19 protein-coding genes are annotated in these 26,019 nt (G+C 42.9%); 15 read left to right on the top strand and 4 right to left on the bottom strand.

The features are described 5' to 3' along the window. Nucleotides 1-11: 11 nt before the first annotated feature. On the bottom strand, nt 12-941 hold the full coding sequence (locus ACTJKG_RS06705) for an EamA family transporter (RefSeq protein ID WP_172333107.1): 930 nt from the start codon (nt 939-941) through the stop codon (nt 12-14). A 101-nt stretch (nt 942-1,042) separates the two neighbouring features. Here ACTJKG_RS06705 and ACTJKG_RS06700 point away from each other — a divergent pair, with 101 nt between their 5' ends. Further along, entirely contained in the window at nt 1,043-1,666 is a 624-nt protein-coding gene (locus ACTJKG_RS06700) for a CGNR zinc finger domain-containing protein (RefSeq protein ID WP_172333108.1), read from the top strand. 243 nt (nt 1,667-1,909) lie between these two features. On the opposite strand, the gene ACTJKG_RS06695 is transcribed toward ACTJKG_RS06700, so the two are convergent. From ACTJKG_RS06695 to ACTJKG_RS06685, 3 genes are all read right to left on the bottom strand, one after another. Further along, nucleotides 1,910-2,380 carry a DoxX family protein gene (locus ACTJKG_RS06695; protein ID WP_440738722.1) on the bottom strand — a complete coding sequence of 157 codons (471 nt, stop codon included), beginning with the start codon at nt 2,378-2,380 and terminating at the stop codon, nt 1,910-1,912. 65 nt (nt 2,381-2,445) lie between these two features. Next, nucleotides 2,446-3,018, bottom strand: a complete 573-nt coding sequence (locus ACTJKG_RS06690; protein WP_216650435.1) for a Crp/Fnr family transcriptional regulator — start codon at nt 3,016-3,018, stop codon at nt 2,446-2,448. Between the two features lie 52 nt (nt 3,019-3,070). Beyond that, the gene (locus ACTJKG_RS06685; protein ID WP_440738721.1) at nt 3,071-3,583 is read right to left on the bottom strand and encodes a hypothetical protein; all 513 of its coding nucleotides are present in this window, start codon (nt 3,581-3,583) and stop codon (nt 3,071-3,073) included. 362 nt (nt 3,584-3,945) lie between these two features. On the opposite strand from ACTJKG_RS06685, the gene ACTJKG_RS06680 reads away from it, so the two are divergent. From ACTJKG_RS06680 to ACTJKG_RS06615, 14 genes are all read left to right on the top strand, one after another. Beyond that, nucleotides 3,946-5,787 carry an alkaline phosphatase gene (locus ACTJKG_RS06680; RefSeq protein WP_440738720.1) on the top strand — a complete coding sequence of 614 codons (1,842 nt, stop codon included), beginning with the start codon at nt 3,946-3,948 and terminating at the stop codon, nt 5,785-5,787. Between the two features lie 314 nt (nt 5,788-6,101). After that, on the top strand, nt 6,102-6,662 hold the full coding sequence (locus tag ACTJKG_RS06675) for an RNA polymerase sigma factor (protein WP_440738719.1): 561 nt from the start codon (nt 6,102-6,104) through the stop codon (nt 6,660-6,662). Between the two features lie 286 nt (nt 6,663-6,948). Then, entirely contained in the window at nt 6,949-8,133 is a 1,185-nt protein-coding gene (locus ACTJKG_RS06670) for a FecR family protein (protein WP_440738718.1), read from the top strand. A 321-nt stretch (nt 8,134-8,454) separates the two neighbouring features. Then, entirely contained in the window at nt 8,455-11,805 is a 3,351-nt protein-coding gene (locus ACTJKG_RS06665) for a SusC/RagA family TonB-linked outer membrane protein (RefSeq protein ID WP_440738717.1), read from the top strand. A gap of 17 nt (nt 11,806-11,822) precedes the next feature. Further along, nucleotides 11,823-13,355, top strand: a complete 1,533-nt coding sequence (locus tag ACTJKG_RS06660; protein WP_440738716.1) for a RagB/SusD family nutrient uptake outer membrane protein — start codon at nt 11,823-11,825, stop codon at nt 13,353-13,355. Between the two features lie 60 nt (nt 13,356-13,415). Further along, nucleotides 13,416-15,284, top strand: a complete 1,869-nt coding sequence (locus ACTJKG_RS06655) for a glycoside hydrolase family 97 catalytic domain-containing protein (RefSeq protein WP_440738715.1) — start codon at nt 13,416-13,418, stop codon at nt 15,282-15,284. A gap of 20 nt (nt 15,285-15,304) precedes the next feature. Continuing rightward, nucleotides 15,305-16,105, top strand: a complete 801-nt coding sequence (locus ACTJKG_RS06650; RefSeq protein ID WP_440738714.1) for a DUF4350 domain-containing protein — start codon at nt 15,305-15,307, stop codon at nt 16,103-16,105. A 41-nt stretch (nt 16,106-16,146) separates the two neighbouring features. Then, nucleotides 16,147-16,683: an RNA polymerase sigma factor gene (locus ACTJKG_RS06645; RefSeq protein ID WP_440738713.1), complete on the top strand. Its 537-nt coding sequence runs from the start codon at nt 16,147-16,149 to the stop codon at nt 16,681-16,683. Between the two features lie 114 nt (nt 16,684-16,797). Further along, the gene (locus tag ACTJKG_RS06640) at nt 16,798-17,676 is read left to right on the top strand and encodes a FecR family protein (protein WP_440738712.1); all 879 of its coding nucleotides are present in this window, start codon (nt 16,798-16,800) and stop codon (nt 17,674-17,676) included. Between the two features lie 137 nt (nt 17,677-17,813). Further along, the gene (locus tag ACTJKG_RS06635; RefSeq protein ID WP_440738711.1) at nt 17,814-21,218 is read left to right on the top strand and encodes a SusC/RagA family TonB-linked outer membrane protein; all 3,405 of its coding nucleotides are present in this window, start codon (nt 17,814-17,816) and stop codon (nt 21,216-21,218) included. 11 nt (nt 21,219-21,229) lie between these two features. Then, entirely contained in the window at nt 21,230-22,939 is a 1,710-nt protein-coding gene (locus ACTJKG_RS06630; protein ID WP_440738710.1) for a RagB/SusD family nutrient uptake outer membrane protein, read from the top strand. A 95-nt stretch (nt 22,940-23,034) separates the two neighbouring features. Beyond that, on the top strand, nt 23,035-24,318 hold the full coding sequence (locus tag ACTJKG_RS06625; protein ID WP_172333119.1) for a PQQ-dependent sugar dehydrogenase: 1,284 nt from the start codon (nt 23,035-23,037) through the stop codon (nt 24,316-24,318). Nucleotides 24,319-24,326: 8 nt separating this feature from the next. Beyond that, a complete protein-coding gene (locus ACTJKG_RS06620; RefSeq protein ID WP_440738709.1) occupies nt 24,327-24,764 on the top strand; it encodes a c-type cytochrome in 438 nt (145 codons plus the stop codon). Between the two features lie 35 nt (nt 24,765-24,799). Continuing rightward, nucleotides 24,800-26,017, top strand: coding sequence for a glycoside hydrolase family 88/105 protein (locus ACTJKG_RS06615; protein WP_440738708.1), 1,218 nt, complete (start codon nt 24,800-24,802; stop codon nt 26,015-26,017). The last annotated feature ends 2 nt before the right edge of the window (nt 26,018-26,019 follow it).

Here is a 26,019-nt window from a genome sequence, read left to right as displayed (position 1 = left end):
TACAAAATACTTTATGATTGAGCTACCATTTTTTGCTTATTCAGCTGGGTGATGATCACCCCGGTCATAATGATCACCAGCGCAATTATTTGTTTAAAAGAGATTTGCTCGGCTGCGAGCAACCATCCCATAACAATAGCGATCACCGGGTTTACATAAGTATGGGTACTCACTATGGCGGGCGGCTGCACAGTGATAAGCCAGGTAAAAGATAAGTAAGCAACCAACGACCCCATTATCACCAGGTAAGCCAGGCCAGCCCAGGCGCTTAACGGAATCGTAGTGGGGGACAATGTAAACCACTCGCCCTTACCAAAAGCAACTAAGCCCGAAAAAAGACCGGCTGCCAGGAGCTGTACAGTGCTGTTAACCAGGTTGTCGCTTTTTGCAGGTAATTTGCGGTTGGCATACAATGCGCCGGTTACCCATGATACCGCGCTTAACAACGTTATAATAGTGCCGATTACCGGATGCCCCTGAACAAGTGTTGACCCGGCCGGTGCAAAATGAGCGAACAAGGCGATGCCGGCAAACCCGAGCAGCAGGCCGGTAATGATCCATTTACTGGAGAAATAAGCAGACCAGCGCTGGCGATCGAGCAGCACGAAGAAAAGGGGTTCGGTACCAACAATTACCGCGGCAAAGCCCGAATTGATATATTGTTCACCAACTACAACCAGTCCCGAACCACCGCTAAGCATCAGAATGCCGCTAATAATCAGAACTTTCAGATCCCGTTTCTCTGGCCAACCTATTTTCTTGATCATAACCCAGATGGTCAGGATCAGCCCAGCCGTCAGGTAGCGCAAGGCAGAAATGGTGAAGGGTTTAAAACCCTTTAACGCATAAACTATGGCGAGGTAAGTAGTGCCCCATATAAAATACACAGCAATGAATGCAAGCAGCAGTAATAATGGCGACGTTTTTTTTAAATTATTCATTTTTTAATTATTACTGGTAAAATATATTTTAATGGTGTTAATATATAAAACAAAACCGTCAATAATTGTTTTAACAGTGTGAATTTTATTAACTTTAACAGATGTACAGGATATCGACAGTAAATACAATGACATTGGATGGCGGCGTAGCCTGTCTGGATTTTGTAAATTCGGGTTACGACCGGGAGTATGGTGTAGTAACAGAAAGGTTAAACTCCTATGAGGATTTGATGATACTGATTGAGCGTTTGCAACTTTTTGATACAAATTACCTGGATACGTTGAAAAGCAAAGCGCGCCAATCGCCGGAGTTGGCTACAGAAGCATTGATGTTTGCCCGGAATATACGGCAAAAGTTATACTGCTTATTTTCCGGAATAGCGCCGCAAAATATCGCAGAAGCTGATCAGGGAATAATTACTGATCTCAATAGATTATTTGCGGAAGCACACCGGTTTGATGTTTTATCTGTAAATGGCAAAGATGTTGAGTTTTCTTTTCGGGCAGCCCCCGGCGATTTGATGGCTCCGGTATGGAGGCTGCTGTTGTCGGCCTATGATCTCCTAAAGAGTGGCGATTTACATAACCTGAAGCAATGCCAGCGCTGTGCCTGGCTATTTATGGATCAAACCAAAAATCACCGAAAAAAATGGTGTTCTATGGAATCCTGTGGTAATGCACAAAAAACAAAGCGCTATTATGCGCGGCAGAAAGTTAAGATTTGATAAAAAGTTTCTTTTCCGCAGATATACATGTAATGTTAATCAGTTAAAAAAATTGCAAACCCCATCGGGGTTAAAGCTTTGTAGAAGAAGCCAACCCCCAATTCAGTGCCGTAGGTACTGCTACATGTGTGTTGTTTGTTTTCTACAAAGCTTTTACTCCTACGAAGCAACTCTCCGCCAGTTCGAGCGTAGATGTTTGAACTTTGAGTATTTAAGTGGCGACAATAAATAGGCGAGGTGTTGTTATAGCCCCTGCTGGGCATTCAAATACCGGTGATCCACAGAAAACCTACCTCCCCCGCTTATCACCAGCGATATGGCCAGCCCGATCATCAGCAGATCGAACTCAAAGCCTTCAAAGCCTTTTGGGTTTGCGCCAAACCAATCCATAAAAAAGCCAGCCTGCCAGTGATGGGTAATAATAATGCCGATAAACAGCGGAATGATCAGGGCAGCAATAACACGCGTAGCCCAGCCGAGTATCAATAATATGGAGCCCGCAAACTCAATCAGGATCACCAGGAAGCCGATAAGCCAGGGCAGGTGTACAACGTTAGTAAAATATTGCATGGTATGTGTAAAACCAAAGCCGCCGAAAAGCCCCAGTAGCTTTTGGGCGCCATGGGGTAATAATATAAATCCTAAGGTAAGCCTGCTGATAGTAGCAGGCCAGTTGCCCGCGGTACTAAAAATTTTATTTCTGATATTTTCCATGAAACAAATTTCGGCAGCTCCGGAATGCTGTCTATGAAACTACATTCATAAATTGGGCCCTGCTTTTATAGCTTATTGCGGCGGATCCTGCTTAAAAACTGCGGCGTTATGCCCAGGTACGATGCTATCAGGTACTGCGGTATCCGTTGTTGCAGGGTAGGATAGCGTTGCAGGAAGATGTCATAACGCTGCTCTGCCGTATAGCTTATCGCTTCCATCACCCGTGATTGCGATGCCACAAATGCGTTCTGGAAAAGGATCCGGAAATATCTTTCCATAGCCGGTACGGCAATGAGCAGCTTATCCAGCGCGTGCTTATCTATTTGTAACACTTCGGTATCTTCCAGGGCCGATATATAAAGCGTTGACGGCTGCCCGGTTAAAAAGCTGTACAGATCGCCAACATACCAGTTTTCTACAGCCAGGAAGGCGATATGCTCGTTTCCCTGCTCGTCCAGGGTGTAAGCCTTCAGGCAGCCTTTCACAATAAAACTCTCATACCGGCATATTTCGCCCGCCCTGATCAAATATTCGTGTTTTTTGATGTGGATGGATCTAAAATTAGAAAGTACCAACCGGGCATCATCGGCAGAAAGATCGGCATGCTGATGGATATGTTTTAACAGGAGTTCGCTCATCAGATCAAAAATAATGATCTAAGATAAAATAAGCTGTTTGATATCCCCGAAATTACGATACGGCCGGCGGAAGTGTGGCACTTTTTTGCTTCCGCAGTTTAACAATCTGGTAAATAACCCCTGTAACATACAACAGAAACCAGATACCAAGCCACATTTTTACCGTGGGTGAATCAGGACCGCTGGCGATTGGCTGACTGATAGGCAAGCGGGTGAGGGTTTCGACAGTAGCTGGGATCATCGAAAAAAAGAGCGTTAACGATAGCAGAATGATCTGTATATAATCGGCCGCTTTGCCAAAAAAACGGATGGACCTGGCATAAACCGCAATGGGCAATATCACCAGGATAATAACCCCAAGCGCGTGCCCCGCAGAGGGATGCCCCGTTTTCATGATCGGGAACCCGGTAAGGCAGGTAATGATGGTTAAAATAACATATAAGCGACCAGCGCCATAGCCAGGGTTTATTTTTCCATGACGAAGTAAAGCGACAACAGCGGCAATAATGGCCAGCACACTGATAATAGTGTGGATGATCCCAAGTACAGAAAGGTGATTAGGCATAATAGTGATTTTTAAGGTTAACAGTTTGTATACTAAATATAAGTAATTAGCAGCTAAACAAAGCATCACTGATGGTAAGTTATTTAATACTTTTTAAAGTTTTAAAAGGGCTCAAAAACAGGTTGTAATTTGTTAAAACGCATTGAAATCAATATTTTTTGAACATTTTGTGGCTCTTTTAGTTCGTTTTTGTATAGAAAAGTGTTAAAATTTAAGGTTTAAAAAGTTTTGGAGCGGATAGGCGCTGCGAAAAAGATCAGGTTAACATTCAGTTTAATTTATGTTAACAAGATAACAGTTTCTTTGGCGCAAATTAAAACAGGGGCTATATTGCACCGCCGTTTTATATCAACAATATCCGCATGAATAATTTTACCAAAGCAGTTACCATTTTAGGAGTCTTAACAATTACCGGTATCAGTGCCGGTGCGCAAATCAAAACCTATACCGTTGCCGATGCGCATTCGCATAATGATTATAAAAATAATATCCCTTTTCTGAGGGCATATGAAAAAGGTTTTGGATCTATCGAGGCTGATGTTTATGCCGTTAACGGTCAGTTGATGGTGGCTCACGATAAAAAGGAGATCAGTGCCAAACGGTCGTTAAAAATTCTATACATCGATCCGCTGATCGAGAAATTTAGCCGTGACCCGGAACGGAAACTGCGTTTACTCATCGAGATCAAAGAAGATCATAAGGCCGTTTTGCCCTTAGTGATCAAAGAGTTAAAGCCGCTTGAAAAATATTTTTCCTATGAGGGGCATCCCGGTCGTTTATCCATCGTGATGACCGGTGCCGTACCGCCTGCAGCAGAAATGAATAACTATCCGGACTGGATCTCCTTTGATGTTGACCATATGGATGGCTTTAACGCGCAGCAATGGAAAAAGATAGGACTGGTGAGCTTCCCATTTGGTAAATATCTGAAATGGAACGGTAAGGGTGTACTGAACAAAGAGGAGATCAGCAGGGTGAAAGCAGGCATAGATAGTGTGCACAGAGCGGGCAAAATGATCCGTTTTTGGGAAACACCCGATACCAAAAGCAGCTGGCTTGCGCTGATCAGGTTGGGCGTTGATGTAATAGGTACTGATAAAATAGAAGAACTTGGTGATTTTCTGAATAAAAAACCGCGCAGCGAATATGTAGCACCGGCACCTTACCCGGTATACCATCCAACCTATAAATCAGATGGTTCACAGAAAAAGGTCAAAAACATTATTTTATGTATTGGTGATGGCATGGGCTTGTCACAAATATATTCAACCTACACGGCCAATCGTGGTGAGTTGAATATATTCCAGATGCAAAATATAGGGTTCTCGATAACTTACTCGGCTGATGCTTATATCACCGATTCGGCTGCTGGTGGTACCGCCTTTGCAACCGGACAAAAGACAGACGACCGTGCGGTAGGGGTTGATCCATCGGGTAAACCATTGAAATCCCTGGCTGTTTACAGCGCAGAGGCCGGTAAGAAAACTGCCGATATTGTTGCCTGTGAATTAACCGATGCCACACCGGCTGTTTTTTATGCTCATCAGTCGGAGCGCTCAAGCGCTGCCGCCATTGCTAATGATATGGTATCTACACCAATTGACATCTTATTGGGTTCGGGCTATAAGGATTTTACAGAAAAGGTGAATGGCGAAACTCCGCTGGATAAAATGAAGCAAAAAGGCTATACCATTATCCGCAATTTTGATGAGTTTTTAAGCTCACAAGCACCTAAAATAGTGGCCCTGGTTGATGATAGCGTAACCCGTCCAAAAATGGAAGGCCGGGGAAATTATTTGCCACAGGCCTTTAACAAAGTAACCAGCACATTTAAAAATAATCCACAGGGTTTTTTTATGATGGTTGAAGGCTCACAGATTGATCATGGCGGCCATAGCAATAACCTGAAACAAGTAATAACCGAGAACAGCGATTTTGATCGCGTAGTGGGTGATGCGCTGCGCTTTGCCGATGAAGATGGTGAAACGCTGGTAATTGTTACCGCCGATCATGAGACAGGTGGCTTAACCCTGTTGGATGGCAATATTAAAAGCGGATATGTGTGGGGCGATTTCAGTACCAATGACCATACGGGTACTCCGGTTCCGGTGTTTGCCTACGGTCCGCATGCCGGCGATTTTAGAGGTGTGTACCAGAATACCGATATTTTTAACAAAATATTAGCCCTCATCAAGGCCAAGTAAGCGTAAAAAAGACACTTTCCTGAACCAAGAACAAAAAATGCCTTAATGAATTACTTAAGGCGTTTTTTGCTCGTTTAGTGCCATTTGTTATTTACCTGTTCTTAGCTTTCCGGAAACGTTTGCGCATTTTTAGCTAAACTTCCTGTTCTTCTGTTCGCATTTATCTCTAATTTAGTTAACCAATTATAACCGCGAATAGCGCTTGATCATGACCTTTCCTGACTGCAAAAATAAGGCAGTCTAAACAAACTGGTTAAGCCCGGTTTTAGAGTTACAGTCGGTACGGTTAACCTAAAAAACTAAGATTGATATTTATGCCCGAAAAAGTTTCGATAACAGCATTTCAAAGTGGTGATATGGGAGCGTTCAATCACGTTTTTAACTTTTTTTACAAACGTGTATGTTTCTTTGCCGCCGGGATCGTTAATGAAAATTTCGTTGAAGATATTGTTCAGGATGCTTTTGTAAAATTATGGGAACGCCGGGGGAATTTTACCGACTTGAATGCGATAAAGGCCTTTTTATATTTAACTACCAAAAATAGCTGCATTAATTCCTACAGGCACCAAAAGGTGGTTGATAAATTTGAAAACGCATTAGTAGAAACTATTGAACAACCCAATATCATCCATCAACTCATTGAAGCGGAGGTACTGGAAGAGGTGCAGCGGGCCGTCGAACAATTGCCACCAGGCTATCGTAAGGTAATCTATCTCAGTTATTTTGAAGGACTAAGCAACCAGGAAACAGCCGATTACCTGCAGGTTTCTATCAATACCGTAAAAACTCAAAAAGTACGCAGCCTGCGTATTCTGCGCGAAATACTAAAACACTCGCCAACTGCTATAGCATTGTTGATACATAAAGTACTGTGAGTCAGTATGAAATATGGCGAGGTTTGAATAGGTATTCTCCTTACTTAATGGTATCCCGAATGCTTTATTTGTGGGTTTACACTATTTGCCCAATTTAATGTGTTTTTCATATTTAACTATCTTATTTTCAATTAGTTAAATTTATGTAAGCCGTAAAAAGTGTAAACCATGTAAACCCACTTTTGTCAAAAAATGATCACATTTCTTAGCCTGGACTCACGTTTAAATAATTTTTTTTGAAAAGCTGTCACCCGTTGCGTAGCCATAGGTGTTTGTATAGTAACCAATGGAAAAAACCGAACGCGATATTTATGTTGCCGGGCTTATCGGCAAATTGCTAAATGGTGATATTTCACCAGATGAGCATCTGTGGCTGGAAAATTGGATGGATGAAAGCGAAGATAACCGTGAACTGTTTAATAAGCTGACCGATCCTGATCACCTGGAGAAGCAACTGAAATATTGGAATACGATAGATAACAACGCGGCATGGCAAAAGCTACAAGGAAAGCTGGATGTAATAGAAACACCTCGGCGTTTTAAATACCTGTCGCTACTGAAATATGCAGCTGTAGTGTTATTGCTGCTTAGTGTTTCCTTTTTATTATACCGGGGAAATGAGTGGTCAGAGAAAAAGCAGGTTAATAAAATAGCACAAACCCCAATTAATCCCGGAAGCAATCATGCTATATTGATACTGGATAATGGTCAAAAAGTAACCCTTAAAAAACACCAAAATATATCGCTGAGCGAAAAAGATGGTACAGCCGTATCTAATCAAAATGATGTGCTTACCTACAAACAAAATGGCCGTGATGCTGATGCTGCGCAAACGCCTGCATTCAATACCATTATGGTTCCGAGGGGCGGAGAGTACCAGCTGATATTGGCCGATGGTTCAAAGGTTTGGATGAACTCGGCATCTACCCTGAAATATCCCACTACTTTCATTGGAAAAGAACGCAAAGTTTACTTAACCGGCGAGGCTTATTTTGAAGTTGCAAAAAATACTGCCATGCCATTTATTGTAAAAACAAATAAGGCCGATGTACAGGTTTTAGGTACACACTTTAACGTAATGGCTTATGACGATGAGCTTAATTGTAAAACTACCTTGTTAGAGGGATCTGTAAGGGTTCAATCATCATCTGGTGTTAATGTGATCAAGCCGGGGCAACAGGCAATCATAAATAACCAGGGCCAGCAAAAAATAACAAGCGATATCAATATAGAAGAGGAAATGGCCTGGAAAAATGGCTTCTTTATATTTAAAGATGCCGGTATCAAAGGGATTATGCAACAGGCTGCCCGGTGGTATGATCTGGATGTGGTTTACGAGGGCGATATCCCGGAAATTCAGTTTAGCGGCAAAATGTCGCGTAAGGTTGATTTTTATGGGTTTGTGAACATACTAAAGTACGCAGGCCTGCACTTCAATATCAAAGGAAAAACCGTAACCATAACTAAATAACAGATCGGTGTGTGAGAAGACAGATCTGTTTACGAGAGCATTTAACCAATTATTCAACTTAAATTAAGAACGATGAACGAACAAATACCTGCTACACCTTAAGAAATACAGGGCACAGTTACGCGGCCCGTTTCACACATTTTTAACGATGATAAAAACCGGAGAGTGCTGGAACACTCACCCGGTTATATCTGGGCAAACCAATTATTGCTGACCGCATAATTGAAAATTCGAGTCTAACCCAAACTGTACAAAAGTATGAAATTCATTTCTAAGTCCACGCCGGGCAAGTGGCCGGCTATAACTAAAATTTTATTGGTTATGAAACTGATTGCCATTATAATGATTGCCTTTTTTACCAGTGTAAGCGCAAGAAGTTTGAGCCAAACTGTAACGCTGCACGAAAAAAATGTAAGTATCAAAACCGTCCTGGAATCTATTGAAAAGCAAAGCGGCTATCAACTGATCTATGTAAACGTAAAACAGGATATATCGCGCATCCACATAAAAAATATCGATCTGGAACATGTAAAGGTGGAGGACGCCTTAAATACATGCTTTAAGGATCAGCCCATCACTTATAAGATCATCCAGGGCACCATTGTAATCAAGCAAAAAGAAGCCGAGGCTAAAACAGATATAAAGGTCAGCATTGATGTTCAGGGTAAGGTTGTTGATGATAAAGGACAACCCTTAATTGGTGTCAACATAAAAGTAAAAGGATCAGTAACTGGTACTATAACCGATGTGCAGGGGCACTATGCTATAAAAGTACCAGATGAGCAGGCGGTGCTGGTATTTTCCTATGTTAGTTTTGAAACAAGGGAAATAACGGTTGGCAGCCAAACAACCATCAATATTACTTTGAAAGATGCTACTAATAACCTGAACGAGGTTGTAGTAGTTGGATACGGAACCCAAAAGAAAGCTGATTTGACCGGCGCGGTGGCCACCGTTACAGGTACGGAGCTAAACAAAAGGGTAGCTACCGATCCAACCCAGCTCTTACAAGGTAAATTACCAGGCTTATCTGTTGTGCAGGGGTCTGGTGAGGCTGGTAATGAGGGTACAACCCTGCGGATAAGGGGTAACGGAACTTTTAGCGGTGCGGGTAATGCGCCATTTGTTATCATTGACGGTTTACCGGGAAGCCTAACCGCCCTTGATCCGCAAAATATTGAATCGGTAACGGTGTTGAAAGACGCGGCATCTGCATCTATCTACGGTACCCGTGCGGCCAACGGTGTGATATTGGTTACTACCAAACAAGGTAAAGAAGGTAAAGTGCAGCTTTCCTATGATTATAACCTGGGGATAACCCGCGCAACGGCTTTGCCCGAAAACCTGATCTATAATTCGGTGCAGTACATGACCTTATGGAATCAGGCCGCTACCAATTCAAACTACCCCAACAAATTTACCGATGCGCAGATAGCATTGTATCAAAATCCTTCAGACCCTAAATTGTATCCTAACTATAACTGGCTGGATGCTATTTTTCGAACCGTAAACGTACAAACACATCACATTGGCATAACCGGCGGCAGCAACGGCACAACCTTTAACGTGGGCTTAGGTTTTGTTGACCAGCCCGATGTCATGCTGGGATACTATTATAAAAAATACAATTTACAGGCTAACCTGAATTCTAAACTTAATAAATGGGCAACATTTGGATCAAATATTACTTTAAACTATAGCGAACGGGGGTATACCTCAAGAGGAAGTCAGGATCAATTCCTGTCGGCACTATCACAAACACCATTATACGGCCCCATTTTGCCTGATGGCAGCGGACGTTACACCAATTCGGTATTCCCAAGCGTACAAACCCCCAATAAAAACCCGATAGCAATTGCGCAGAACGCTATTAATAAGCAAAATGATTATTATGTACAAAGCAGTTTCTACCTCAATATACGCTTATTAAAAGGCCTGGAATGGCGTACCAACGCGGGTTTTAACTTTGATTTTAACAAAACCACCGATTTTAAACCTGTAATTAATCAGTACAATTGGTTTGCCAAGCCCACTGATGCCCCCGAGCGCACACTTGACGTAAACGGACAGGGTATCGATGTAACCGATAATAATACCTTTTACCCAATCACTTACACCCAGCTTACCTATAGCAAATCGATCAATAATTCACACAATTTCAAATTGCTGGCTGGTACCCAGGTAGAGTATAACAAATCACAAAATTTAGAAGGTATCCGCAACCTGCCTTTTGCTACCAACACGCTGCAGGAAATTGATGCCGGACCGGTTGCTTCGCAGCTAAACAACGGAACCAGCAATATTTACGCCCTGCACTCATACTATGGCCGGTTTAACTATGATTACCAGGAGAAATACCTGTTAGAGGCCAATGCCCGCTATGACGCCTCATCGCGTTTTCCAGCGAATAACAGGTGGGCATTTTTTCCGTCGGTGTCTGTAGGATGGGTGGCTACCAAAGAGAAATTCCTGACCAATGTGACCTGGTTAAGCAACCTGAAACTCCGGGCTTCTTTGGGTAACCTCGGTAATCAGAATATCGGCAATTATCCTTACCAGGAAACCTATAACTTTAAAAGCTATTACAATAACAAAACCAGCTATGCTTATCCATTTTCGGGCAGCACGGTTACCAGCGGCGTAGTTAATAACTCATTGACCAACCCCGCTATCAAATGGGAAACAACCCGTGTATTTGATCTGGGTACCGATATAGCAGTGTTTAACAATAAGCTGAGCTTTTCCTTCGATTGGTATAACAAGTTAACCTCTGGTATTCTCGAAAATGCCGCACCCCTTACCCCTTTATACTTCGGGTTGAGCGCACCGACCATCAATTATGGTAAAATGAAAAATACCGGTATTGAGGCTTCATTTCAATATAATGATCGATTTGGTAAGGTCGGTTTCACCTTTGGCGGAACTATACAAGCTAATAAAAACACGTTGGTATCATATGGTGCTCCTGCTATCAACACCGGTACCAATACCATTAACCAGGAAGGCCAACCTTATGGGAGTTTTTATATGCTAAAGTATGTGGGAATATTTCAATCGGCAGAAGAGATCGCCAACTCACCTAAGCAACAATACAATCCTCAACCGGGGTATATCAAATATGCCGACACCAATAACGATGGCAAGGTTGATGATAATGACCGTGTAATTGTACCAGGCGCTTATCCCAAATTTGATTATTCTTTTAACACTGGTGCCACCTGGAATAATTTTGATCTGACCGTTTTCTTTTATGGTTCATATGGTCAAAAGCTATATGTAAATGGGTGGGGTATACAACCATTTAACCAGGGTTCGCCGCCGCCAAGCGAGTGGCTGAATGCCTGGACACCCACTAACCACAGTACCACTATGCCTATGGTTTATGTATTGGGTCAGGGTAATATCAGCAGTAATGCCAATACAGCATCTACCTATTATTTAAAAGATGCTTCTTTCCTGCGATTAAAGAATGTTCAGTTAGGGTATAATCTGCCAAAGAATTTTGCTAACCGCCTGTTCATGTCAGGTTTACGCATCTATTTTGCCGGGGATAACCTGTTTACGTTCACCAAGTTCCCTGGACTTGATCCGGAGAGGGTGGCTTCCAACACACGATTTGTTACGCACCCGCAAAACCAGGTTTATTCTTTTGGGATAAAGGCTACATTTTAAACTTATTTATCAAAATAATGATGAAAACAGCAGTAAAATATTTGATGATCTTTTTGATGGCAACCCTATTATTTGCCTGTAAAAAGAACCTTTTAGATCAGAACCCTCCTGCAGACATAGGCAGCGGGGTATACTGGAAAACACAGAACGACGCCGATCTTGCGCTATCGGGTATTTATAGTTTTTTTATACAGGGCTTTAATTACACCTCTTCAACCAATACGGGTCAGGGTTTTGGAGCAGGTACACCTTACTGGGAAAGCCTGAGCGACAATGCCTATAGCGGCGCATACTCTAATATTGCTCAGGGGGCTATTACGCCAACCGTAGGTGGTTTGCAATCCGATGCCTATACCACATCGTACCGGGCTATACAGGCTTGTAATACTTTTCTGGATAATGTGCGGAAAATCAATCTGCCATCGCAAACGCTGTATCAATACATAGCCGAAGTACGGTTTGTGCGGGCTTACTGGTATTTTTTGCTTAACCAGTTATATGGCGATGTGGTACTGTCTACCCACCAGATAAACATTAACCCGGCAAATTCACAAATGGGCAGAACGCCTAAAGCTGTAGTGATTGATACCATACTCAGCGATCTAAACTTTGCCGCCAATAACCTGCCCAATACGGCTTATAGCGGCCATGCGGTTAAAGGTTCGGCTTTGGGTTATATTGTAAAGGTATACCTGGCGAATCGCCAATACCAGCAGGCTGCTACTGTTGCCAATGCGATCATAGCTGACGGGAAATTCAGCATTTATACCGGTGGTTATAAGGGTTTGTTCTTAAAATCAGGGCAAAATAACAATCCCGAGATCATGTTTTCGGGCAGATACCAGGTTCCTACTGCATTTAGCCCAGCTGATTATTTGTACACCTACAGCTCCAGTTTTCAGCCTTTGGGCTATCTGGTTGATGATTATGAGTGCACAGACGGCCTGCCTATTAGCACATCACCATTATATAAACCGGCAACACCATATGCCAATCGCGATCCACGGTTACTCGCTACCATATTAACTCCGGGTGTTTTGTACAAGGGAGGGATACCCTTTGTTCCTGCTGCCATAGGCGCTACGGCCGGATTCCTGAACAAAAAAGGTGTTGACTCAACACGGGCAACCGTTATCGGTACACAAAGCGACCAGGATTGGGTGTATCTTCGATATGCCGATGTTTTGCTGATGTATGCCGAAGCCAAAAATGAGGTTTCAGGTCCTGATGCCAGTGTTTATGCGGCTATTAATGCTGTTCGTACACGACCAGGTGTAAATATGCCTGCCATACCCTCCGGACTTTCACAGGCCGACATGCGTACCCGCATACGGCATGAACGGCGGATTGAACTGGCTTTGGAAGGTCAGCGGTATTTCGATCTGAAAAGATGGGGGCTCGACAGGGTAATCATACCAACCATCAAAGACCCCAACGCAGCCCAGCGCACATTCCCGCTGCGTGATACCATATGGCCGGTGCCGCAAACCGAGATAGATATAGCCAAAGCGGTGGGTAATACGGCATTTAAACAAACACCAGGCTATTAACCCAGATACAATTATCATCAGAAAACATCAATGACAACTAAACATCAATTTAAAATAGTTATGAGCCTGATAATCATGCTTATAACTTGCCCCTCTGTATTGTTTGCCCTGGGTAATGTTATTGTTTATAGTCCCGATAAGCAGGTGCGTTTAGAAGTATTTAATAAAGCAGGGGCTTTATCTTATAATATTCAATACAAAAACAAAGCGGTTATCAATGCTTCAGCTTTACATATCAGTGTTGATAAAAGCGTGCTCACTAACCATGCCACCATTACCGGAAACTCCACATACAGCATAAATGAAAGCTATCCATGGTATGGCGCACACTCCTTAGCTGTTAATCATTTTAATGGTGCAAAAATAAAGCTCCAGCATGGTAAGATCAGCTATCAGCTTGATGTTCGGGTATTTAATGATGCGGCTGCTTTTAGCTTTATTATACCGGGGAATAAAAATGATAAGCGTATCCCTGATGAAACTACAGAGTTTAATGTGCCTGCCGGTAGTACCATCTGGTATCATGATCTGAACGGTCATTATGAAGGGCAGCATACTAAAAAATCTATAGATTCGATAAGTGCCGGGCAATGGATAGCGCCGCCTGCTACTTTTAAACTGCCAGGTAATGCAGGTTATGCTTCTATTACCGAAGCTGATCTGAAAAACTATGCAGGTATGGCTTTGCAATCGGCAGGGCAAGGAAAACTGGTTTTACAACTGGCAGATCATCACCCGATCTCCCATCCTTATGAATTGAGGTATAGTAAAGACGATATAGCGCGGGTGTCCAAACCGGCGGCAATCAACGGTACCATTACTACGCCATGGCGTGTGGTTATGATAGGCTCAGATCTGAATACGCTGGTTAATTGTGATGCCGTACATAATTTGTGCCCGCCGCCTGATAAAAAATACTTTCCCGACGGAATCCTTACCTCATGGATAAAACCGGGGCGAGCCGTATGGCAATACCTGGATGGTGCAGGCGATAAAACTGTGAATAACATGAAAGAATATTCACGCCTGGCAGCCGAACTGGGTTTTGAACATAATATACTCGAAGGTTTTTGGGAAAAATGGAGCGATGATGAAATCAAAGATCTGACAAGCTATTCCAAACAAAAAGGAGTGGGCATATGGGTATGGATGCACTCTAAAGATCTGCGCGATGCCTCGGTAAGACAGGCAAAATTCAAGCGCTGTCATGATTTAGGTATCAGCGGATTAAAGATCGATTTCTTTGATAACGAAGCTAAAGAAGTGGTTGATCTGTACCAGGATATTTTGGTGGAGACCGCCCAACTGCATTTACTGGTTGATTTTCATGGTTCCAATAAACCAACAGGTCAACTGCGTACCTGGCCGAATGAGCTCACCCGCGAAGCAGTTAAAGGGATGGAATCAAGCCGCCTGGCCGACAGAGCAACACATAGTACTACCTTACCATTCACACGGTTTTTGGCGGGCCCTGCTGAATATACTCCCGTACACTTCGGCGAACGCCGCAAAAATACCACCTGGACAAATCAAATTGCCAGCGCTATTATTTTAAGTGCACCGGTATTAACCTATGCTGCAAGTCCGCAGCATTTGCTGGATAATCCCGGCGTGGATATTATAAAAAGTATCCCATCTGTATGGGACGAAACTATTGTTTTAAAGCCATCTGCAATAGGAGAACTGGCCGTATTTGCCCGCAGAAAAGGCAATACCTGGTTTTTAGCGGTTATGAATGGCACCCAGCCTAAAACTATTCAAATACCACTCAGCTTTTTGAAAAATTCTGCTAAATGCGCAAGCCTGACAGATGTTCCGGATAATGCAGGGGCATTAAAAATGGGGGATTCAGTGGCCAAACCTACCGATATGGTTTCACTGAACTTGGGTGTTGGCGGTGGCTATGTGGCCAGGTTTAATTTAAAATAATGGATAGAAACTAAAGAAACATGAGAAAGATTACTGCTTACGGTATTTTATGGATCATCGGCTTAATAATATCGCCGGTTTTAAAGGCACAGCAAAAAACGGTTACGCTTGATTATTATTTTAATAATGAATACCGGAAAAACAAGGCCGGCGAGCAGGAGCGGTATCATTATACCTGGGAAGATACCAAAAGCAGTGGTTTTTCTATATGGGGCGATGTTTTTAAGAAAAACGGGGCCACTTTGCAAAGCCTCGAGAATGAGCCGACCTCCAATAACCTAAAAGGCGCCGGTATTTATATCATTGTTGATCCGGATACAAAAAAGGAAACTGTTAACCCTCATTATATCGAAGACCGGCACATTAAGGCGATTGCCAATTGGGTTAAGCAGGGCGGTGTATTGGTGCTGATGGCCAATGACAGTGCGAATGCCGAGTTACCACATCTAAATGCCCTGGCTGCAAAATTCGGAATACATTTTAACGATGATCTGTATAAGCACGTGATCGGTACCCAGTTTGAGATGGGTGCCATCAATGTTCCGGCGAATGACCCAGTGTTTAAGACCACCAGAAAGGTTTATCTGAAGGATATTGCAACACTACAGTTATCGTCACCCGCAAAACCCCTGCTTATGGATGATGGGCATGTAATTGTGGGCACGTCGCGATACGGAAAAGGTATAGTGGCGGCCGTTGGCGATCCATGGCTTTATAATGAATATACCAATGGCAGGCTACCCGCTGCTATGGGGTTTGACAATGATAAGGCAGCGGATGATCTGAGTAAGTGGCTGCTGGCGCAAGTGACTGCAAAGTGAACAAAAAGGCATAAAGTAATCAATCATATCAGTGCTAAGCAATGGTTTCAGAAATTGAATTGATCATATTAATTAAGGAGGGTGATATCCGCGCCTTTAATGAGTTTTATAAGAGAAACTGGCGTGTATTGTATCAAACAGCTTATCGTTCTACATCCTCGCAGGAGGATGCCAAGGATCTGGTGCAAACCGTTTTTATCAATTTATGGAATTGCAGGCAAAACCTTAATCCTGATGTTTATACCCCTTCCTATCTTTTTAAGATCCTGAAAAATAATATCATCAATTTTTATAAGCAGGATTCGGCCAGGAGAAAGCGCCTGGAAAAACTGCTATATCTTGAAGAAGTTGATCAGTACACCAATGAGGATAATCTGATGGCCAAAGAGCTTTCGATAGTTATTGATGGCGAGATCAGGGAGTTGCCCCGAAAAATGCAGGAAGTATTCATTTTATCCCGCAGAGAGCATCTTTCCGTTATGGAAATTTCTGAAACCCTTAACATTACGCCCCGCACGGTAAAAAATCAACTCTCCAACGCTTTAAAGATACTGCGTACAAAGCTGGGTATGTTTTAGTTTCTGCCAATAAAAGTAAAATAAATCTGGTACCAGGCTGCTTTAGCCTTGTATATAGTATCAAAACCAAAAACTGTTTAAATAACAGTTCATAAACCTAAAAACAGATTCATCATGATGCTATGGCGAAGGCCTGAACCCAATGATAAAATTGGGGAAGAACATCTTCGGGACGAGGAAGCTATGCGTGCTGTGGAAAAAGAAATGCTCCATAATATCCATAAAGAAATTTTGGGGAGATGGCATTTTCTGAAAACTACAACGGCTAAATATACCATGGCGGCCTTTTTACTGCTGATGTGCTGTTCGGGACTTTTGTACAAAAAATTATCTGCCAATGGAGAAGCCAGCTGGGTAACAGTAGCCGCACCCAAAGGCAGCATCAAAAACATTCAGCTTCCTGATGGGTCAACGGTTTGGTTAAATTCCGGTTCTGTACTGAAATTTCCCGATCACTTTGGCAAAACCAGGGAAATAGAACTGCTTGACGGCGAGGCCTATTTTGATATAAAGCATGATGATCAATCTCCATTTACGGTTCATTATGGCCGTTTACATGCACGCGTATTGGGAACTGCATTTAATGTGAAATTCTATAAAAGTATTAGCGATGTACGCTTGTCTGTTACCCGCGGCAGGGTAGAAGTAGGCAAGCAATCATCAAGCTTTGGCGTGATCACCTTAGGTAAAGAGGTTATTTACGATCAAAAAGCAGGCACTCATCGGGTTAGATTAATTGATGCTGAAAAAGTGGCTGCCTGGACATCAAACGAGATCAACCTGTACACTATCCCGTTTGATGAACTGATAATGCGTTTGGAAAACATTTATAACGTGCAGATCAATTATGATCACAGCCGGATACATCATCTTACAACTACCATCCATTTTTCAAGAACTAATACTTTACAATATGTACTGGATATCATTAAAACCATTCATCATTTGGATTATGATATAAAAGGAAAGGAGGTTTATCTGAAGAAAATGTGAATCAGTAAGCCAAATAAGCCGATATCACCCGCTGAATGCCGGTAATATCGGCCAGAGTTAACATAATGAGTTATTGGCAGGTTCCAAGCTAATCCAATAATTCATCGCTAGTTTTTTTACCAAAAAACCACGTAAAGATGATAAAAAATCATACTAAATTATTTACTTTTTTCAGGAAGGTATTCATGCTGGTTATGATCAGCTCATTGGTGTTTAGCCAGCTATTGCATGCGAATGGCCTGATTGATCAGATAGCGGATCAGCCCGTTAAAATTGCATTCGGTAACGAGTCATTACAAAACTCCCTGGATAAGCTTGAAAAACAATCAAACATAAAGTTTTCTTATAACCCTGCCGATTTGAAAGGCTACAGTGTAACGCCGCGTAAATTTCAGAACGAACCATTGGGCAGGGTTTTAAATTATTTGTTTGCTAAAACCCATTTATCCTTCAAAGAAATCAATTCGGGAATTGTTATCTACGACAAATCTGAATCGTCAAAAGCTAACTTATTGATCGGTAAACCGGTGACGCTGGATATGAATAACGCATCCGTCGCCGAAATTACGGTTACCGGAAAAGTATCGGATTCGAATGGCCCCCTGCCCGGTGTTTCTGTAGGTGTTGAAGGCACCACAAAAGGCATTATTACCAATGCAAGTGGTAGCTTCACGCTTAAAGTGGAATCTGATGCAGTGCTTACCTTTACATCAATTGGTTATAAAAAGCAGCGGATTCCGGTTAACAATCAAACGGTTATCAATGTAGTGATGGTGTCTGACCTGAAATCATTGAATGATGTGATCGTAGTAGGTTATGGTGTTCAGAAAAAATCTGATGTAACCGGCTCTATCGTTTCTGTAAATGAGCAAGCACTTCGTGATATTCCGGCTTCCAATATAGGGCAGGCATTACAAGGACAGGCAGCAGGTGTTGATATCCAGAAAAGCGGCGGTAACAGTCATCCCGGCGCAACACCATCTATCCTGATCAGGGGAACCCGTTCCATAAATGCTTCGAACTCGCCATTAATCGTAGTTGATGGTATCCCTTTTAACGGCAGCCTCAATGATATCAACCCGGATGACATTGTTTCTTTAGAAGTATTAAAAGATGCGTCATCAACGGCCATCTACGGTTCAAGAGGTGCTAACGGCGTTCTGCTGGTTTCAACCCGCCGTGGAAAAAAAGGTGGGACAACTGTCAGCTATAGCGGTTATGCCGGCTTTAATAAGCCTTTAGGGAACTACAATATCATGAATGGGCCACAATTTGAGGATCTGAAAAAATGGGGCCTTATCAACGGAAACCCGGGTAAATACACCGGTATTGATGATCCTGCCTTTTTAACCGATGGCTCATTTGCTCCACAGGAAGTAGCCTCCATTAAAAGTGGCCGCAGTACCGATTGGCAAAAACTCATCTACAAAACAGGTTTCGTGACCGATCATCAAATAGGTGTTTCTGGAGGAACTGATCTGACTCAATACGCTATATCAGGAGGGTACTATAACGAAACCGGTATTTACTTTGGTCAGTCATTTGTTCGTTACTCGCTTAAATTGAGCGTCGACCAGCAACTGGGCAAAAATGTAAAGATTGGTTTAAGTGCTTTAAACACCTTGAGCTATACCAATGGCGAAAATGCCAACCCGCTTGGTCAGGCACTCAGGGCAAGCCCGCTTTCAACGCCATATGATGATGCTACCGGTAAACTGGTAGGTTTTACAGCAGGCAGTGCCAACCAGGTATGGAACCCATTGGCCAATTTTGTTCCCGGAGCAGTGGTTGAAACCCGCAAACGATTCGGAACGTTTACAACAGCCTATGCAGAAGTAAATTTAGCACCCGGTTTAAAATACCGGTTTAACGGCGGTGCCGAAGTAAGGCCCGATATATATGGTAATTATTATGCCAGTGCCACTACCAATAACCTGGGAGGAGCATCTACAGCAAATAACCAAAGCACTTACAGCTACAATTATACCCTTGAAAATATTTTAACTTACGACAGAACATTTGCGCAAAAACATCATATAAACTTTACCGGTTTATACAGTTTGCAGGAAAGCCAGTCGCAATCCAACTCGTTTAGTTATAACAATATCCTGTCTGATGGTATCCAATACTTTAACCCACAGTACGGTTCAAATTTAAACGGATCGGGTTCATATTCTAAGTGGGATATTATATCCTATATGGCCAGGGTAAACTATGGTTATGCCAATAAATACTTGCTTACCTTAACCATGCGTTCAGACGGATCGTCACGCCTGGCACCGGGTAATAAATATCATGTTTTTCCATCTGCCGCCGCGGCATGGAATGTTACCCAGGAATCCTTTCTGAAGGATTCAAAGGTATTAACAAATCTGAAACTGAGAGCAAGCTACGGTACCGTGGGTAATACGGCTATTAACCCTTACCAAACTTTGGGAGCCTTATCGTCGGTAAACTATAACTTTGGTTCAACCAATTTAACGGGTGCTTATCCCACCAGTGTACCTAATCCAAACCTTACATGGGAATATACATCTACTTTAAACCTGGGACTTGATTTCGGCTTCTTAGACGGACGGATCACAGGCGCGGTTGACGCTTATCATCAATACACCCGGTCATTACTATTACCACTATCATTACCACCAACATCAGGCATACCCAACAGCATTTTAACCAATGTTGGGCAAACACAAAATAAGGGTTTAGAGATCAGTCTAAGCTCTATTAATATAGCCGGTAACGGTCGCAATACTTTTAGCTGGACAACCAATTTCAATATCACTTTTAACCGCGGCAAAGTTACCAAGCTGGCAAGCGGCGTTACACAGGATATCACCAATGGGTTATTTGTCGGCCAACCCATCAATGCGATATTTGATTATAAAAAGATCGGTATATGGCAAAACACCAAAGCTGATTCGGCCTTGGCTAAAAGCCTGGGTTTAACTACTACAGGCACAGGCTCTGTTATCGGAACCATTAGGGTTGAGGATGTGAACAAGGACGGTAAGATCAACGCCAATGATAGGATCATATTAGGATCCGATCAGCCCAAATATACAGGTGGTTTTACCAACCGTATTGCTTACAAAGGTTTTGATTTTACTGTGGTTGGCGTTTACCGGGTGGGAGGGACAATAACTTCCAAAGTATTCCAAAGCGGCAGTTTTATCAATACTTTTCAGGGTAATTACAATAACATCAATGAAGATTACTGGACGCCCACCAACCATCAGAATTACTATCCTAAACCAAACTCAGCATCAACAAATACACCGTATTCTTCTTTGCTGAGTTATTTTGATGGTACGTTCTTAAAGATCCGGAGTCTTACTTTGGGATACTATATGCCAGAGTCGATAACCAAGCGAATTAAGGCCAGGTCATTAAGGATATATGCAACGGCACAAAATCCATTTATACTTTTCTCGCCTTACCGGAACGAATTCCATGGTCTTGACCCGGAAACAGCCGGGGCTTTAAATGTGGATACGCCGCCTACCAAGTCGTTTACATTCGGTCTTAACATGACACTTTAAATTGAAATAAGATGAAAAGGATATCTATATATTTATACACCTGTTTAGTTTTAGGTCTTTTAACCACAGCATGTAAAAAAGCACTGGTAGAAGACCCAAAATCAACACTTACTCCTGCCTTTTTTACCACCACACAAGGTTTTCAGGCAGGCCTTACGGCGGCCTATGCCGGTTTCAGGACTATTTTTGGGCCTGACAGTTATTTTGAAATGGTTGTACCCGGCACCGATGAATTTATTGCGGGTAACGACGGTAATAACGGCCTGGTAAAATACAACAGTAACTTTAACACGTCTGACGGTATTGTTGCCGGTATATGGAAAAATTGCTATACGTATATTAATACCTGTAACGGACTAATTGGTAATCCGCCATCGGGTCTTGATGCCACAACTACCGCAAGCCTCATTGGTGAAGCCAAATTTTTGCGGGCCAATTATTATTTTATATTGGTACAATCCTGGGGCGATGTAACCTTAAATAAAACATTTCAGGCTACACCAACAACCTCGGCCACAAGGTCGCCAATGGCTGATGTTTACACTTTTATTATCCAGGATCTTAAAGACGCTATTGCGGTTCTTCCGGCCAGTCCACTAGCCAATGGTGTGCTCCCGGGCAAGGCCACAAAAGCAGCGGCTATGCACGCATTGGCAAAAGTGTACCTGACCAGAGCAGGTTCATCAGCCAAACAAGCCGACGATTATAAAAATGCCTACACCACAGCGCTTGATCTGATCAATAATGTTGCTCCTGCAGGCGGCTTAAAGTTGCAGCAGGATTTTGCAAGTGTATATGCAGAAGGCAACGAGGCAAACAGCGAAGTATTGTGGTCGGTTCAACATACTCCAACATTGGCTTACAATGGCTCGCCTACCCAAAATAATAGCGGTCCGGATAATTTGCTTTGCCATTTATTTGCTCCAAAATATGAAGTGCAGCCAGGTATGCAGCGCAGCACACTTTATGGTCGCCCTTACATACGTGTAGTACCTACCCATTGGCTTACCGATACTGTGTTTAAAGAAAGGGTGAACGACAAGCGCTATAACAAAACGTTTCAAACAACCTGGTTATGCAATAACGCTGCTTCGGTGCCTAATTGGCCAAACCCACTGCCTGCAGGTGCACCGGCAGGAGCTCAGCCCGGTGCACCTAAGTTTACTGTAGGGGATACCGCTATATGGATGCCCGGTTATGAAATGACCGCAGCCCAGATTGCCAAATACCGTTACCAGGTTATTCCGCCAAGTAAATACAGTATAGCTTTATCACCGGCCATGTTCAAGTATTTTGATACCAAACGGCCAGATCAAAACTCGCCATCAAGCAGGCCTATCATTATATATCGCCTGGCAGAAACTTATTTGATAGCAGCGGAGGCTTTGGTAATGGATGGCAGGGCGACCGATGCCGTACAATATGTAAACGCCATACGGGAAAGGGCGGCTTACCCGTCGGCCAATCCCTCAGTAATGGATGTCACCGCCAGTCAGCTTACATTGGATTTTATCCTGGATGAGCGTTCGCGGGAGCTATGCGGCGAAATGATGCGCTGGACAGATTTAGTGCGAACCGGCAAACTTTTGGAGCGGGTAAAGCTGCATAATACTGATGGAAAGAATAATATCAAACCTTTTCAGGTATTACGCCCGATTCCACAAGCTCAGATCGATGCAACTATCACTGGTACGCCGTATACACAAAATCCAGGGTGGTAAAAGTGGCGATAATATAAAACAATCCGGCCATTAATAATCAGTTGGTTACAGATGTTAAGCTATCGAGCGTAAACAAAAAAGAACTATAATTATATATGAAAAACAAATTTAACAAATACCTGGTGTTGATGGCCGGGTTTGCGGTAAGTGTATCGTTATACGCGTTAAAGCCAGGCTCAGAAGTGGTACCCGATGCAGATAATGCGGGATTGAAACTGCCGGATGGTTTTGGTGCCTTAAAAGTAGCCGAAACAGGTGCCAAAGCAAGGCACCTGGTAGTTACGCCACAGGGCGATATTTATGTAAAGCTGGCCAGACCCAACAAAGAAGGTAAAGGCATTTTAGTATTACATGAAGCCTCAAATGGCAAGGCTGAACTTAAATCGAGCTTTGGAACTTATGGTGGTACGGAGGTGGCGTTAAAAGGAGGCTATCTGTATGCCTCATCAAACACCGAAGTTTTTAAGTATAAAGTGAATGACAAAAATGAGGTGATCAACCCCGATCAGCCCGAGAAAATAGTTACCGGTTTAAAGGCTGGCCGTCAGCATGAAACCAAATCATTTGCACTGGATAATGATGGCAATATCTATGTGAATATAGGCGCCTGGTTTAACTCCTGTCAGGAGAAAGACAGGGGCCTGCATTCGCCGGGCATACCGGGTTGTCCTATACTGGATTCCATGGGTGGTGTTTGGCAGTTCAGGACTGATAAATTAAACCAAAGCTATGGTGAAGGTGTACGCTATGCTACCGGGCTAAGAAATATGGTGGGTATGGAATGGAACCAGCAGGATAACCAGCTTTTCGTAATGCAACACGGTCGCGATAATCTGAACAGCTCATGGCCTGAACTGTATACCACTAAACAATCGGCAGAATTACCAGCAGAGTGTTTATATGCACTAAAAAAGGGCGACAACGCTGGGTGGCCTTTTATGTATTACGACCAGATTCAGCATAAAAAGATAGAAGCTCCTGAGTACGGCGGCGATGGTAAAAAAGAAGCTGATGCTAAATATATAGACCCGGCAGTTGCTTATCCAGGCCACATGGCGCCAAATGGTTTGCTTTTTTATACCGGTAACCAGTTTCCTACAAAATATAAAAACGGGGCTTTTATAGCATTCCATGGTTCATGGAACCGTGCTCCGGAGCCGCAAGCTGGCTACTTTGTAGTTTTTCAGCCATTTAAAGACGGCAAACCTGCGGGCGATTGGGAGGTATTTGCTGATGGTTTTTCCGGTTCACCTGAAAAGACTGCTGCCGGTCGTGCCGATCATCGCCCATGCGGCCTGGCCCAGGGTGCCGATGGTTCCCTGTATGTTACCGACGATTCAAAAGGAACCATTTATCGTATCATCTACACTAAAAAATAATGGTTACAATGAAAAAACCTATTCTGGTCATCGCTTGCCTTTTTTGTTGCGCTCCGTTATTGGCCCAGATTAAAACCAAAGCAAAACCAAAACCTGCCGCGAGGCTAGCTGCGGTTGATGGTAAAGGCATATACGAAAAATATTGTTTAACCTGCCATCAGGGGGATGGCGGTGGCGTGCCGAATATGAATCCCCCGCTGATTAAAACATCCTATGTCCTGGGCTATAAAACCCGGCTGATCAAGGTAGTGCTCAATGGTTTTTCAGAAAATGTGAATATCGATGGTGAATCGTACTCCAACGTGATGCCCTCGCATGATTTTTTGAAAGACCAAGAAATCGCCGCTGTGTTAACCTACGTCAGGAAAAATTTTACCAATAAGGCGGGGCCAATTACTATGGCACAGGTAAAAGCGGTAAGGGCAACCAATAAAAAGAAAATATAGTTTAAAACAGATACCTAACAGTTAAATAATAAAATATGAAACGATTTTTATATCTGTTGCTGATACTTTGCTCTACCAATGTATTTGGACAAAGCGGCAATACCGAAGAAATAATCAGAAAAGTTGCAGATAATGTGATCCAGAATACCTCTTTTAAATTTATCAATACCAATACCAAAGAAAAATACGACTCTACCAAAGGGCTGGCTTCGTCACCGGATGTTAAAGCTGACAGCAAGTATAACAAATGGATGTACGTAAATGGCGTGTTGACCATTGGTATGGTACAAATGTCAGATGTGTTGGGTGATAAAAAATATGTTGATTACTCCCAACGCAACTTTGCCTTCATTTTTGATAATTTGGGTTATTTTGAAACTTTACGTAAAGCCAAGGCACCCAAGGTGGAGTATGGTGCAGTTTTTAGTATTAATAATTTGGACGCTTGCGGAGCCATGTCGGCTGGGTTATTTGATGTGGATGCCTTGGCAAACAGAAAAGATTACAAAGCTTATTTAAGCAGATCAGCAGATTATATTCTCAACAAACAAATGCGTCTGCCCGACGGCACGCTTTCGCGCCCCAATCCACGGAATATGACCCTTTGGGCCGATGATATGTTTATGAGCATCCCTTTTCTGGCACGCATGGGCAAACAAACCGGCGACACTAAATATTTCGATGACGCGATAAAACAGGTGGAAAATTTCAACAAATACCTGTACGATGCTAATACAGGTCTTTTCTTCCATAACTACTACTCAGATGATCAAACAAACGGCGTTGGCCATTGGGGCCGCAGCAATGGCTGGATAGCTATGGCGACTACCGAGTTAATTAATAATCTGCCCGCTAATCATCCAAAACGCGCCGAATTAATCAAATTACTGTTGAGACAAATAGTAGGTTACGCCCGCTACCAGGATCAAACCGGTTTGTGGCACCAGTTGCTGGATAAACCCGACTCTTACCTGGAAACTTCAGTTACAGCCATGTTTACCTATGCCGTGGCCCGAGCTGTGAATCAGGGTTGGATCAATGATCAATATATTTCTATAGCACGTGAGGGCTGGAAGGGCTTGTTAACCAAAGTTACAGCTGACGGTCAATTACAGGATGTCTGCATAGGTACCAATATGGATACGGCTATTAAGTTTTATTATACCCGTCCAACCGAGCTCAATGACACACATGGAATTGGCGCATTTTTACTGGCAGGTACTGAGATGCTTAAAGTGGAAAGGAAAAAATAAAT

The organism is Mucilaginibacter sp. 22184 (assembly GCF_052045695.1).
Taxonomy (GTDB): Bacteria; Bacteroidota; Bacteroidia; order Sphingobacteriales; family Sphingobacteriaceae; genus Mucilaginibacter.
The sequence above is the reverse complement of the archived record's forward strand: the minus strand, read 5'-3'. Positions and strand labels throughout refer to the sequence as shown.